The organism is Streptomyces sp. Go-475 (assembly GCF_003330845.1).
Lineage (GTDB): Bacteria > Actinomycetota > Actinomycetes > Streptomycetales > Streptomycetaceae > Streptomyces.
In genome coordinates this window covers 2,167,130-2,179,399 of record NZ_CP026121.1, presented here as the reverse complement: position 1 = coordinate 2,179,399, position 12,270 = coordinate 2,167,130, and the positions used below count along the sequence as shown (strand labels likewise).

Annotated in this window: 13 protein-coding genes and 1 riboswitch; of the genes, 7 read left to right on the top strand and 6 right to left on the bottom strand. The window is 72.2% G+C overall.

Going from position 1 to position 12,270, the window contains the following annotated elements; genetic code table 11:
* Nucleotides 1–52 precede the first annotated feature (52 nt).
* Both C1703_RS09990 and C1703_RS09985 read left to right on the top strand, forming a co-directional pair.
* Nucleotides 53–1,405 carry a 3-deoxy-7-phosphoheptulonate synthase class II gene (locus tag C1703_RS09990; RefSeq protein WP_114251571.1) on the top strand — a complete coding sequence of 451 codons (1,353 nt, stop codon included), beginning with the start codon at nucleotides 53–55 and terminating at the stop codon, nucleotides 1,403–1,405.
* Between the two features lie 149 nt (nucleotides 1,406–1,554).
* Entirely contained in the window at nucleotides 1,555–1,788 is a 234-nt protein-coding gene (locus C1703_RS09985; protein ID WP_114251570.1) for a (2Fe-2S)-binding protein, read from the top strand.
* Here the strand turns inward: C1703_RS09985 and bfr are convergent.
* A complete protein-coding gene (gene bfr, locus C1703_RS09980) occupies nucleotides 1,785–2,261 on the bottom strand; it encodes a bacterioferritin (RefSeq protein ID WP_114251569.1) in 477 nt (158 codons plus the stop codon). The two genes, C1703_RS09985 and bfr, sit on opposite strands and share 4 nt — an antisense overlap.
* A gap of 174 nt (nucleotides 2,262–2,435) precedes the next feature.
* Here bfr and C1703_RS09975 point away from each other — a divergent pair, with 174 nt between their 5' ends.
* Nucleotides 2,436–3,095 (top strand): sulfite oxidase-like oxidoreductase, encoded by a 660-nt coding sequence (locus tag C1703_RS09975; RefSeq protein WP_114251568.1) that lies wholly within the window; start codon nucleotides 2,436–2,438, stop codon nucleotides 3,093–3,095.
* A gap of 39 nt (nucleotides 3,096–3,134) precedes the next feature.
* Here C1703_RS09975 and C1703_RS09970 read toward each other — a convergent pair whose 3' ends face one another.
* The 5 genes from C1703_RS09970 to thiO form a co-directional block, all read right to left on the bottom strand.
* Entirely contained in the window at nucleotides 3,135–4,013 is an 879-nt protein-coding gene (locus tag C1703_RS09970) for a deoxyribonuclease IV (RefSeq protein ID WP_114251567.1), read from the bottom strand.
* Nucleotides 4,014–4,090: 77 nt separating this feature from the next.
* On the bottom strand, nucleotides 4,091–6,025 hold the full coding sequence (gene pknB, locus C1703_RS09965) for a Stk1 family PASTA domain-containing Ser/Thr kinase (RefSeq protein ID WP_198678131.1): 1,935 nt from the start codon (nucleotides 6,023–6,025) through the stop codon (nucleotides 4,091–4,093).
* Between the two features lie 94 nt (nucleotides 6,026–6,119).
* Nucleotides 6,120–6,917 carry a thiazole synthase gene (locus C1703_RS09960; protein ID WP_114251565.1) on the bottom strand — a complete coding sequence of 266 codons (798 nt, stop codon included), beginning with the start codon at nucleotides 6,915–6,917 and terminating at the stop codon, nucleotides 6,120–6,122.
* Nucleotide 6,918: 1 nt separating this feature from the next.
* Nucleotides 6,919–7,119: a sulfur carrier protein ThiS gene (gene thiS / locus C1703_RS09955; RefSeq protein WP_114251564.1), complete on the bottom strand. Its 201-nt coding sequence runs from the start codon at nucleotides 7,117–7,119 to the stop codon at nucleotides 6,919–6,921.
* On the bottom strand, nucleotides 7,116–8,285 hold the full coding sequence (gene thiO / locus C1703_RS09950) for a glycine oxidase ThiO (RefSeq protein WP_114251563.1): 1,170 nt from the start codon (nucleotides 8,283–8,285) through the stop codon (nucleotides 7,116–7,118). The genes thiS and thiO overlap by 4 nt, the downstream gene beginning before the upstream one ends.
* Nucleotides 8,283–8,394, bottom strand: a riboswitch (TPP riboswitch). It overlaps the preceding gene by 3 nt.
* A gap of 193 nt (nucleotides 8,395–8,587) precedes the next feature.
* Between thiO and C1703_RS09945 the strand changes: the two genes are divergently transcribed.
* The 4 genes from C1703_RS09945 to metF all read left to right on the top strand — a co-directional run bounded on the left by C1703_RS09945 (nucleotide 8,588) and on the right by metF (nucleotide 12,226).
* Nucleotides 8,588–9,829, top strand: coding sequence for an FAD-dependent oxidoreductase (locus C1703_RS09945; protein ID WP_198678130.1), 1,242 nt, complete (start codon nucleotides 8,588–8,590; stop codon nucleotides 9,827–9,829).
* A 90-nt stretch (nucleotides 9,830–9,919) separates the two neighbouring features.
* The gene (locus C1703_RS09940; RefSeq protein ID WP_086855209.1) at nucleotides 9,920–10,285 is read left to right on the top strand and encodes an Rv2175c family DNA-binding protein; all 366 of its coding nucleotides are present in this window, start codon (nucleotides 9,920–9,922) and stop codon (nucleotides 10,283–10,285) included.
* A 262-nt stretch (nucleotides 10,286–10,547) separates the two neighbouring features.
* Nucleotides 10,548–11,207, top strand: coding sequence for a thiamine phosphate synthase (gene thiE / locus C1703_RS09935; RefSeq protein WP_114251561.1), 660 nt, complete (start codon nucleotides 10,548–10,550; stop codon nucleotides 11,205–11,207).
* A 95-nt stretch (nucleotides 11,208–11,302) separates the two neighbouring features.
* On the top strand, nucleotides 11,303–12,226 hold the full coding sequence (metF, locus tag C1703_RS09930) for a methylenetetrahydrofolate reductase [NAD(P)H] (protein ID WP_114251560.1): 924 nt from the start codon (nucleotides 11,303–11,305) through the stop codon (nucleotides 12,224–12,226).
* The last annotated feature ends 44 nt before the right edge of the window (nucleotides 12,227–12,270 follow it).

Sequence of the window (12,270 nt, the reverse complement as noted above, 5' to 3'; positions counted from 1 at the left end):
AATTACTGGGCATGGGTCAGGACGCCCGACACGACCCCGTAATGTTGAGGTCGTGACCGTGAACGCTAAGACCAGCGCGAGTGCTGGCAACACCTGGCGAGACCTGCCCGCGGCGCAGCAGCCCGAGTACCCCGACCCCGAGGCTCTGCGCGCAGTCGTTGCGGACCTCGAGTCGTATCCGCCGCTCGTCTTCGCGGGCGAGTGCGACCAGCTGCGCGCCCGGATGGCGGCCGTCGCCAAGGGAGAGGCGTTCCTCCTCCAGGGCGGCGACTGCGCCGAGGCCTTCGACGCGGTGTCCGCGGACCACATCCGCAACAAGCTGAAGACCCTGCTCCAGATGGGCGCCGTGCTCACGTACGCCGCGTCCGTGCCGGTCGTGAAGGTCGGCCGCATCGCCGGCCAGTACTCCAAGCCGCGCTCCAAGCCGACCGAGACCCGCGACGGCGTGACGCTGCCGACCTACCGCGGCGACTCCGTCAACGGCTTCGACTTCACCGAAGAGGCCCGGGTCCCGGACCCCGAGCGGCTGAAGCGCATGTACCACGCCTCGGCCTCCACGCTGAACCTGGTGCGCGCCTTCACCACCGGCGGCTACGCCGACCTGCGCCAGGTGCACGCCTGGAACCAGGACTTCGTGAAGTCGTCCCCGTCCGGCCAGCGCTACGAGCAGCTCGCCCGCGAGATCGACAACGCGCTGAACTTCATGCACGCCTGCGGGGCCGACCCGGAGGAGTTCAAGACGGTCGAGTTCTACTCCTCGCACGAGGCGCTGCTGCTCGACTACGAGTCCGCCCTGACCAGGGTCGACTCGCGCACCGGGCAGCTGTACGACGTCTCCGCGCACATGGTGTGGATCGGTGAGCGCACCCGGCAGCTGGACCACGCGCACATCGAGTTCGCCTCGAAGATCCGCAACCCCATCGGCATCAAGCTGGGCCCGACGACCACGGCCGAGGACGCGTTGCAGTACATCGAGCGCCTCGACCCGGAGCGCGAGCCGGGCCGGCTGACGTTCATCGTCCGCATGGGCGCCGACAAGGTCCGCGACAAGCTCCCCGAGCTGGTCGAGAAGGTCACCGCCTCCGGCGCGACCGTGGCCTGGGTGACCGACCCGATGCACGGCAACACCTTCGAGGCGGCCTCCGGGCACAAGACCCGCCGCTTCGACGACGTGCTCGACGAGGTCAAGGGCTTCTTCGAGGTCCACAAGGAGCTCGGCACGCACCCGGGCGGCATCCACGTGGAGCTCACCGGCGACGACGTCACCGAGTGCGTGGGCGGCGGCGACGAGATCTTCGTCGACGATCTGCACCAGCGCTACGAGACCGCCTGCGACCCGCGGCTCAACCGCAGCCAGTCGCTCGACCTGGCGTTCCTCGTGGCCGAGATGTACAGGGACCAGTAACGGGTTCGCCTGTTACACCGACAGCGACTGGGGCGCGGATCACATACGATCCGCGCCCCGGTCGACTTTTGCGTCTCCGACCCGGCGGGTAAGGTTAGGTTAGCCTCACCGATCAACGGGGATGGCGCCTTGGAACGACCCGTCGGGAGGTGGACCGCGTGTACGTGTGCAGTTGCTTCGGGATCACCGAGCAGCAGGTCAAGCAGCACGCGGACGGCGGCGCCTGCACCCCTCGGCAGATAGCCTCCGCCTGCAAGGCGGGCACGGACTGCGGGTCGTGCGTACGTCGCATTCAGGCGATCCTGGGCAGGGGTGCGTGCCCTCGCCGTGAACTGGCCGACCGGGGCCAGCCGGTGCTCGCGGAGCTGGAAGACGCCGCCTAGCTCGGCTGCTCGATCTGCTGCGCGAGGTACAGGGCCTCGCCGAGCTTGTCGATCAGCTCCAGCTGCGTGTCCAGGTAGTCGATGTGGTGCTCCTCGTCCTCGAGGATCGACTCGAAGAGGTTCGCCGACGTGATGTCGCCCTTGCTGCGCATCACCTCGATGCCGCGCTTGAGGCGGTCGATCGCCTCGACCTCGATCTGCCGGTCGGCCTGGAACATCTCGGTGACCGTCTGGCCGACCCGTACGTGGAAGAGCCGCTGGTAGTTGGGCAGACCGTCCAGCATGAGGATGCGCTCGGTGATCTTGTCCGCGTGCTTCATCTCGTCGATGGACTCTTCACGCGTGTACTTGGCGAGCTTGGTCCAGCCTTTGTTGTCCTGGATCCGGTAGTGCAGCCAGTACTGGTTGATCGCCGTCAGCTCGCCGGTCAGCTGCTCGTTCAGGAATTCGAGGACCTCGGGGTCGCCCTGCATCGCAGAGGCTCCTTCCATGGGGGGAACTGGCAGGATGCGCCGCATGATTCCACCGGCGACGAAGATCGTCCAGTAAGTCTTCACTTAGTAAGTAAGGGCATGCTTAGTTCTATTTGCCCTGTTTTGGAGGGGCCCCGGTCGGGGGCATCACCCGGGGTCTGTCAGGATGGAGTCATGGGTCAGCCGCTGGAACACGAATCGGGAGAAGGGCGCGACTCAGCAGGAGCAGCAGGAGCGACGCAGCCCGGTCTGCCGCCGGGACAGCGGGTGCAGCGCGGCTGGCCGGTCACGCACTACGGGCCCGTCCCCAAGTTCCGGCCCGACCGCTGGGAGTTCCGGGTCTTCGGCGCCACCGCCGACGGAGGCAAGCACTGCTGGTCCCACGAGGAGTTCACGGCCCTGCCGCACACCAGCGTCGTGGCCGACCTGCACTGCGTCACGAAGTTCAGCATGCTGGGCGCCGAGTGGGGCGGCATCCCCGCCCGCACGATCCTCGACCTCGCCCCGCCCGCGGACGACGTCACCCATGTGATGGTGTGGGCCGAGTACGGATTCAGCTCCAACCTCCGCCTGTCCGACTTCGCCGACGAGCACGTCCTGTTCGCCACCCACAAGGACGGCGAGCTGCTCACCGCCGAGCACGGCTTCCCGCTGCGCCTGATCGTGCCCCACCTGTACGCCTGGAAGGGCCCCAAGTGGGTGCGCGGCGTGGAGTACATGACCGCCGACCGGCGGGGCTTCTGGGAGGAGCGCGGCTACCACAACATCGGCGACCCCTGGCGGGAGCAGCGCTACTCGTACCAGGAGGGACCGGGGGACGGCCCCGACCTCTGAGGCCTTGGGGTTTCGGCGCCTCCGGGGTCTTCGAGGCCGTCAGCCGTCGCGCAGCTTCTTCAGCCGCTCCACGTCCGCCGCGTGCCCCTCCTTGCCGCCCGGCGTCTCGATGATCAGCGGCACGCCCTCGGTCGCGGGGTGCGTCATCAGCGCCCGGAACGGGTCCTCGCCGATGTGCCCGACGCCGATGTTCTCGTGCCGGTCCTTGTGGGCGCCCACCACGTCCTTGGAGTCGTTGGCGTGGATCAGCTTCAGCCGGCCCTCGCCGACCGTGTCCACCAGCAGGTCCAGCGTCTGGTGCATGCCGCTCGGGCCCGTGAGGTCGTGCCCCGCCGCGAAGATGTGGCAGGTGTCCAGGCACACGCCGAGCATCGGGTGGGCGTCCAGCGCCTCGAAGTACGGGCCGAAGTCCCACGTCCGTGAGCACAGGGAGGCGCCCTGGCCGGCGGTCGACTCCAGCAGCAGGTACGGGTCGTCGTCGTGGGTCAGCTCGTCGAGCAGCGGCAGCAGGTGCTCGCGGACCTGCTTCAGCGCCACGGACCGCTCCCGGCCGCCGGTCGCGCTGCCCGTGTGCACGACCACGCCCAGCGCCCCGATCTCCCGCCCGCGCCGCAGCGAGTGCCGCAGCGACTCCACCGACCGCTCCACGGTCGCCTCGGTGTGCGAGCCGAAGTTGATCAGGTAGGGGGCGTGCACGTACGCGGGGATCGACTCGGCCTCGCACGCGGCGCGGAACGCCTCGTCCTGCTTCGGATTCCCGGCCGGCGTGGCCCAGCCGCGCGGGTTGGCGACGAAGACCTGCACGGTCTCCGCCTTCAGGTCACGGGCGTACGACAGGCCGACGGAGTGGAGCCCGCCGGCCACGGGGACGTGGCCGCCCACGGGGTTGCGGGACGGGCCGGACAGCTGCTTGTTCACCCGTTCAGGGTGTCATGCGCCCGACCGTGCTCCGTCCACGGGATCCCTGCCCTGCCCACCGGCTACGCGCACGGCCGTCACCTGATCTTGATGGTGATCGTCGAGCCCTTGGGTGCCGTCTCGCCGCCCTCGACCGACTGGCCCTTGACGGTGTCGCCGAACAGACCGAGCAGACCGCGGTCCTCCTCGACCTGGAACCCGGCGCCCTCCAGCGCCTGCCGGGCGTCGTCGACGCTGTCGCCGACCACGTCCGGGACCTCGATCATCTCGGGGCCCTTGGACAGCGTCAGCGTGATCGTGTCGCCCTCGGCGGCCCGGCCGCCGGGGTTCGGGCTCTGCCGGGCGACCTGGCCCTTGTCGACCTCGGAGGAGGTGACCCGCTCGGGGGCGATCCTCACCTTGAGACCGGCGTCCTGCAGCTCGGCCCGGGCGTCGGCCAGGTCGTCCCCGGTGACGTCCGGGATGTCGACGGGACTGCCCTTGCTGACCACCAGCGCGACGGCCGTGCCCGCCCGCACCTGCGTGCCGTCCGCCGGCCGCGCGGAGATCACCGAGCCGCGCGGGACGTCCTCGCTGAACGCGCGGGTGACCATGCCCGGCTCCAGCCCGTCCTCCTTCAGCTGGGCCCGCGCCTTGTCCAGCTTCTGGCCCTCCAGCGCGGGCACCCGCACGGTCTCCGGGCCGTCGGAGAGGGTGATGCTCACCGCGTCGTTGCCGCGGATGCGCGTGCCGGCCTTCGGGTCGCTGCTGATGACCTGGCCGCGCTCGACGGTGTCGCTGTAGGCGTGCTCCACCTTGCCGAGCTCCAGCCCCGCCTCCCGCAACCGGTCCTCGGCCTGGTCCTGGGTCTTCGACAGCAGCGGGGGGACCTCGGTGAACTGGCCCGAGTTGATGTACCAGGCGCCCGTGCCGAGGCCGAGCGCGAGCAGGACGGCGACGACGATCGCCATCGGGCCGCGCCGGGGCCCCGAGCGGTGCCGGGGCGGCGGGGGCGGCGGGGACTGGAACCGGCTGGTGCGGTTGAGCGCCGCCCCGGCGGCCTCGTCGTCCTCGTTCACCGGCAGCGGGCGAGGCATCGTCAGCGCGCGCGGGATCACGCTCGTCCGGTCGTCGGCGTTGTCGTGCTCCGCGGTGAGCGCCTGCGGCGGGACCACGTCCAGCTGGTCCGCGCTCAGCCGGCTGCGGCCGTCGCGGACCTGCCCGAGCAGCGCCACCGCGTCGTACGGGCGGATCTCCGGGGTGCGGGCGGTCGCCGAGGCGACCATCTCGTCCAGCTCGTACGCCAGGCCGGGCACGGCGGCCGAGGGCGGCGGGACGTCCTCGTGCAGGTGCTTGTAGAGGATGACGGCGGGGGAGTCCCCGTCGTGCGGCTTGTCGCCGGTCAGCATCTCGTAGAGCATCACGCCGCACGCGTACACGTCGACGCGGGGGTCGGCGGTGCCGTTCTCTATCTGCTCGGGGGCGAGGTACGAGACCGTGCCGAGGACCGTGCCGGTGGTGTTCGTCACCGTGTCCACGGCCCGGACGAGTCCGAAGTCGGCGACCTTGACCCGGCCGTCGTCCCCTATCAGGACGTTCTCGGGCTTCATGTCGCGGTGCACGAACCCGGCGCGGTGGGCGGCGCCCAGGGCGGCCAGGACCGGCTCCAGGATGTCCAGGGCGGCCCGCGGCTGCAGGGCGCCGCGCTCGCGCAGCACGTCCCGCAGGGTGCAGCCCGCCACGTACTCCATGGCGAGGTAGACGTAGGAGCCGTCGGTGCCCTGGTCGAAGACCTGCACCACGTTCGGATGGGCCAGCCGGGCCACCGACTTCGCCTCGCGGATGAACCGCTCGACGAACGAGCCGTCGACCGCGAGCGAGGGGTGCATCACCTTGAGCGCGAGGACCCGGTCGAGGCGGGTGTCCACGGCCCGGTAGACCGTGGCCATCCCGCCGACCGCGATCCGCGCGTCGATGCGGTACCGGCCGTCGAGCACCTGCCCGACCAAGGGGTCCTGAAGGGTCGTGTCCACGCAGGCGAGTGTACGAGTCACCACTGTCACCCCGCGCAGCCCGCCGAAGATCGCACCGGTACTGCAGCCGACCTGTGACGTGCCCGCCGCACCCTCACCGGAAGGCGGGCCGCTCCGGGTCCAGCGCCGCCCTGCCCTCCGCGGGCGACGACGCCTCCGCGAAGTGCCGCCGCGGGATCCGCCCCGCCCGGTACGCCAGCCGCCCGGCCTCCACGGCATGCCGCATGGCGTCGGCCATCAGCACCGGCTCCTGGGCCCGCGTCACCGCTGAGGCGAGCATCACACCCGCGCACCCCAGCTCCATCGCCAGCGCCGCGTCCGACGCCGTCCCGGCGCCCGCGTCCAGGATCACCGGCACGCGCGCGTGCTCGACGATCAGCTGGAAGTTGTGCGGGTTGCGGATGCCGAGCCCGGAGCCGATGGGCGAGCCGAGCGGCATGACCGCCGCACAGCCCACGTCCTCCAGCTTCCGCGCCAGCACCGGGTCGTCGTTGGTGTACGGCAGCACCGTGAAGCCGTCGTCGACGAGCGTCTCGGCCGCCTCCAGCAGCTCGATCGGGTCCGGCAGCAGCGTGCGCTCGTCGGCGATGACCTCCAGCTTGATCAGGTCGGTGCCGAGGGCCTCGCGCGCGAGCCGGGCCGTGAGGACGGCCTCGCCGGCGGTGAAGCAGCCCGCCGTGTTGGGCAGGACGCGGATGCCGAGCTTGTCCAGGACGGACAGCACCGAGCCGTGCACCGAGGGGTTCACGCGGCGCATCGCGACGGTCGTCAGCTCCGTACCGGAGGCGACCAGCGACCGCTCCAGCACGTCGAGGCTGGGCGCCCCGCCCGTGCCCATGATCAGGCGGGAGGTGAAGGACGTACCCCCGAGGACGAACGGATCGTCGGCCATGTCAGCCTCCTTGGACGGCGGTGAGGACTTCCACGCGGTCCCCCTCGGCCAGGGGCGTGGACGGCCACTGCGTGCGCGGGACGACGGTTTCGTTGAGGGCGGCGGCCACTCCCGAGGGTGAGGTGGTCAGCGACCTCACGACGGTGTCGAGAGCCGTGCCGGGCCGGACGTCCCGGGGCTCCCCGTTGACGGAGATGTTCATGCGGGCTGCTCCGTGAGTGCGGTGGCGGTACTGAAGCGCTTCGGTGTGAAGGGGCGGGCCTCCTCGGGGAGTTCGCCCGTCGCCAGGGCGTGCGCCAGGGCGTCGCCGGTGACCGGCGTGAGCAGGACGCCGTTGCGGTAGTGCCCGGTGGCCAGCAGCAGGCCCTCCAGGCCGGTCGGGCCGAGCAGCGGCGCGTTGTCGGGCGAGCCGGGGCGCAGTCCGGCCCGGGTCTCGGTGAGCGGCAGCTCGGTGATGCCCGGGACCAGCTCGTGGGCGTCGCGCAGCAGCTCGTAGACGCCGCCCGCGGTGACGGTGGTGTCCCAGCCCAGTTCCTCGCTGGTCGCCCCGATCACCAGTTCGCCGCTCTCGCGCGGCACCAGGTAGACGTGGCTGCCGCGCACGACCGCGCGCACGGTCCGGCTGAGGAACGGCCCGTGCCGCTCCGGCATGGTCAGCCGTACGACCTGCCCCTTCACCGGCCGCACGGGCGGCAGCACCTCCTCCGGGACGCCCGCGAGCCGCCCGCTCAGGCTGCCCCCGGCCAGCACGACGTGCCCGGCGCCCAGCTCGGTCCCGTCGGCGGTGACCACACCGGTGGCCCGGTCACCCGCGACGGTCAGCCGCTCGGCCCACGCGTGGTGGAAGACCACGCCCGCCCGCTCGCACGCGGCCACCAGCGCCGCGGCCAGGCGCCGCGGGTCGATCTGGTGGTCGCCGTCGACCCGCAGCCCGCCGCGCACGCCCGGCGCGAGCATCGGCTCCAGACGGCGGCACTCCCGCCCCGACAGCCACTGCGACTCCAGGCCCGACTGCTCCTGCAGGGCGTGCAGTTCGCGCAGGTGGGCCCGGTCGTCGGCGTCCAGCGCGACGGCGAGCGTGCCGCAGCGCCGGTAGCCGAGGTCGTGGCCGGTCAGCTCGGTGAGCTCGGCCGCGAAGTCCGGGTAGCGCCGGGCGGAGGCGAGGTTCAGACCGAGCAGCGTCTGCTCGCCGTAGTGCAGCTCCGTGACGGCGGCCAGCATCCCGGCCGCGACCTGCGCGGCCCCGCCGCCCGGCTCGGGGTCCGCCACGGCCGTGGCGAACCCGCGCTGCGCGGCCCGCCACGCGGTGACCAGCCCGATGATCCCGCCCCCGATGACGAGGACGTCTGACGTGCGCGTACGCGACATGGGCGTCCAGCCCCTCCCTTCGCCGGCATGACCCGGATCAGGTTCGTACGGTCGGAGGCCGCCAGCCTCCCTCTCAGCCCGGTGCGTCCGGGCTCCCGCGAGTGCTCTACGTCGGCCACCCTAGCCCGAGGCCGTGTGCCGCAGTAAGGGAGCCTCCGTCCCGGCCCGGGCGCGGCGGGGTCGTACCCGGGCCGTTCGCGGGTACCCGGAAAGGCAGGCACGGGTGGCGGGAGCGGCGCTGTGCAGCAGGTCACGGCGCATGAACACTGACTGACGAAACGTCAGTTGTCTATGGTGATCAGGTGAGCGAGCAGACGCAGGAACCAGGTTCGTCCGCGCCGCGGCGCGTGGTCGTGGCGGGCGCGGGCATGGCCGGTGTGCAGACCGCCGTCGCCCTGCGCGAGCAGGGCTTCACCGGCACCGTGCTCCTGATCGGCGCAGAGCCCCACCAGCCGTACGACCGGCCCCCGTTGTCCAAGGCCGTCCTGCTCGGCAAGGCGGAGGGCTCCGCCTTCGACGTCGACTTCGAGGCCCTCGGCATCGAGCTGCGACTCGGCTGCGAGGTGCTCGGCCTGCGCCCCGAAGACCACGAGCTGGACACCGAGAACGGGCCCGTGCCGTACGACGTCCTGGTCGTCGCGACCGGCGCCGAACCCGTCCGGCTGCCCGGCGCGGAGGGCGTGCCCGGCGTGCATCTGCTGCGCACCCTGGACGACGCCGAGCGGCTGCGGCCGGTGCTGGCCCGCCGGCACGACATCGTGGTCGTCGGCGCCGGCTGGATCGGCGCGGAGTTCGCCACGGCCGCGCGCGAGGCGGGCTGCGCGGTGACCGTCGTGGAGGCCGCCGAACGGCCGCTCGCCGGGGCGCTGCCCGCCGAGGTCGCCGCCCCGATGGCCCGCTGGTACGCCGACGCGGGGGCCGTGCTGCGCACCCACGCGCGCGTGGCGGGCGTCGAGCCCGGCGCGGTGCTCCTCGACGACGGCTCCCGGCTGCCCGCCGGCGCGGTCGTCGTCGGCATCGGCGCCCGCCCGGCGACGGCCTGGCTGGCCGGCTCCGGGGTCGAGCTCGGCGCACACGGCGAGATCGTGGCCGACGAGCACCTGCGCACCTCCGCGCCGGACGTCTACGCGGTCGGCGACTGCGCCTCCTTCCCCTCGGGCCGCTACGGCGAGCGCCTGCTCGTGCACCACTGGGACAACGCCCTCCAGGGGCCGCGCACGGTCGCGGTGAACATCATCGGCCGGGCCACCGGCGAGACCCCGGCGGTCTACGACCCGGTGCCGTACTTCTGGTCGGAGCAGTTCGGGCGGTTCGTGCAGTACGCCGGGCACCACGCGGCCGCCGACACCCTGCTGTGGCGGGGCGACCCGTCCGGCCCCGCCTGGACGGTCTGCTGGCTGCGCGGGGACCGGCTGGTGGCGCTGCTGGCCGTGGGCCGGCCCCGGGACCTGGCGCAGGGCCGCCGCCTGATCGAGGCGGGCGCGCCGATGAACCCGGTGCTCCTCCAGGACCCGGCGAGACCCCTGAAAGCGGCCACGGCTTAAGGGTCTGGGGGCCCGGCCCGGCCCGGCGCGTCCGCCCAGGTGGACGGGGCTGACTTCCGACTGTCAGTGGGGGATGGCAGGCTGGTTTCCGTGACCGAGATTGACGCGAAGATCGATGCTCTCGTCCCCGCCTGGCTCACCCTCCCCGACATCGCCGAACAGCTCGGCGTCGAGGTGACGCGTGTGCGGCAGCTGGTCAAGGACGGCCAGCTCATCGCCGTACGCCGTGGTGAGAACCGCGCGCTGCACGTCCCCGCCGCCTTCATCGACGGGGACAAGGTCGTCAAGGGCCTGTCCGGCACCCTGACGCTCCTGCGGGACGACGGCTTCACGGACGAAGAGATGCTGGAGTGGCTCTTCACCCCCGACCCCAGCCTGCCCGGCACGCCGGCGCAGGCGCTCAGCGAGAATCGCGGCACGGAGGTGAAGCGCCGCGCCCAGGCGCTCGCGGTCTGACCCGACCGCGACCGAACAACCGTCCGGTGCCGTGCGAGCGGGGCCGGGCCCGAACAACCGCCCGGTGTGGGCCGTGGCCCGTGGGGGTCACGGCCCGGGGGCGGGCCGCGCCCGTCCGAGGCCGTGAGCGCCCCGGCCGACCGGCCCGGGGTGGGCGTAGGGTGCCCGAGGTGTCGTGGCGGGACAGGGGCGCTCCCGCACCCGTACGGCACCGACGTACCCGCGGGCCCGCCCGCGCCACCGACACCCAGGGGGGACACGCATGTCCGGCACCGCCACCACCGCACGGGCCCAGCTCGCCGACGCCCGGGTCTACCTGTGCACCGACGCCCGCAAGCGGCAGGGCGACCTCGCGGAGTTCCTCGATGCCGTGCTGGCCGGCGGGGTCGACATCGTGCAGCTGCGGGACAAGGGCATGGAGGCCGCCGAGGAGCTGGAGCACCTGGCCGTCTTCGCCGACGCCTGCGCCCGGCACGGCAAGCTCCTCGCGGTCAACGACCGGGCGGACGTCGCCCACGCCGCCGGCTCCGACGTGCTCCACCTCGGCCAGGGCGACCTCCCGGTCCCCGCGGCCCGGGCGATCCTCGGCGAGGACGTCCTGATCGGCCGCTCCACCCACGCCGAGTCCGAGGCCGGCGCGGCCGCCGTCCAGGACGGCGTGGACTACTTCTGCACCGGCCCGTGCTGGCCGACCCCCACCAAGCCCGGCCGCCACGCCCCCGGCCTGGACCTCGTCCGGTCCACCGCGGCCCTCGGCACCGACCGGCCCTGGTTCGCCATCGGCGGCATCGACCTCGGCAACCTCGACCAGGTCCTGGAAGCCGGGGCCCGGCGCGTGGTCGTCGTACGGGCGATCACCGAGGCCGACGACCCGGGTGCGGCGGCGTCCCAGTTCGCGAAACGGCTGCGCGAGACGGAGTGACGCCGGACTGTCCAAGGGGTGGACAGCAAGTAGACAAATAGGTCAAATATCCGCGTTCGGTTGGGAGAGCGACCGCCCCTGGCTAACCTGCCGGTATGGCCCTCGGCACCGCATCCATCAGATCGGACCACGCGCGCACCGTCCGCGACATGCTCGCGACCGGCAAGACGACGTACTCGTTCGAGTTCTACGCCCCCAAGACCCCGAAGGGCGAGCGGAACCTGTGGAACGCGCTGCGCCGGGTCGAGGCGGTGGCACCCGACTTCGTCTCCGTGACCTACGGCGCCGGCGGCTCCACCCGCGCGGGCACGGTCAAGGCGACCGAGGCGATCGCCTCCGACACCACCCTCACGCCGATCGCCCACCTCACCGCCGTCGACCACTCGGTGGCCGACCTGCGCAACATCATCGGGCAGTACGCCGACGCCGGGATCCGCAACATGCTCGCCCTGCGCGGCGACCCGCCCGGCGACCCGATGGGCGAGTGGGTGCCGCACCCCCGGGGCCTGGCCTACGCCGCCGAGCTCGTCGAGCTGATCAAGGCGTCCGGTGACTTCTGCGTGGGCGTCGCCGCCTTCCCGGCGATGCACCCGCGCTCCACCGACTGGGACACCGACGTCCGCCACTTCGTCGACAAGTGCCGCGCCGGCGCGGACTACGCCATCACGCAGATGTTCTTCCACCCGGAGGACTACCTCCGGCTGCGCGACCGGGTCTCGGCCGCCGGCTGCGACACCCCGATCATTCCCGAGGTCATGCCGATCGCCAGCGTGAAGACGCTGGAGCGGATCGGGTCCCTCACCAACGCCGCGTTCCCGGCCGCCCTGAAAGAGCGGATCCTCACAGCAAAAGACGATCCGGCCGCTGTACGCTCCATTGGGATCGAATTCGCCACGGAGTTCTGTGCGCGGCTGCTCGCCGAGGGTGTGCCCGGCTTGCACTTCATCACGCTCAACAACTCCACCGCGACACTGGAAATCTACGAGAACCTGGGCCTGCACCACCCGGCGCAGGCCTAGACCGTTCGCACCGGTATACGACACACTGCGTAGCGGCCACTGGG

Bases quoted from the DNA above. Each gene is read 5' to 3' on its own strand.
- thiO (WP_114251563.1), bottom strand. From the start codon at position 8,285: ATGTCGCGTACGCGCACGTCAGACGTCCTCGTCATCGGGGGCGGGATC.
- bfr (WP_114251569.1), bottom strand. From the start codon at position 2,261: ATGCAGGGCGACCCCGAGGTCCTCGAATTCCTGAACGAGCAGCTGACC.
- C1703_RS09960 (WP_114251565.1), bottom strand. From the start codon at position 6,917: ATGGCCGACGATCCGTTCGTCCTCGGGGGTACGTCCTTCACCTCCCGC.
- thiE (WP_114251561.1), top strand. From the start codon at position 10,548: ATGTCCGGCACCGCCACCACCGCACGGGCCCAGCTCGCCGACGCCCGG.
- metF (WP_114251560.1), top strand. From the start codon at position 11,303: ATGGCCCTCGGCACCGCATCCATCAGATCGGACCACGCGCGCACCGTC.
- thiS (WP_114251564.1), bottom strand. From the start codon at position 7,119: ATGAACATCTCCGTCAACGGGGAGCCCCGGGACGTCCGGCCCGGCACG.
- C1703_RS09975 (WP_114251568.1), top strand. From the start codon at position 2,436: ATGGGTCAGCCGCTGGAACACGAATCGGGAGAAGGGCGCGACTCAGCA.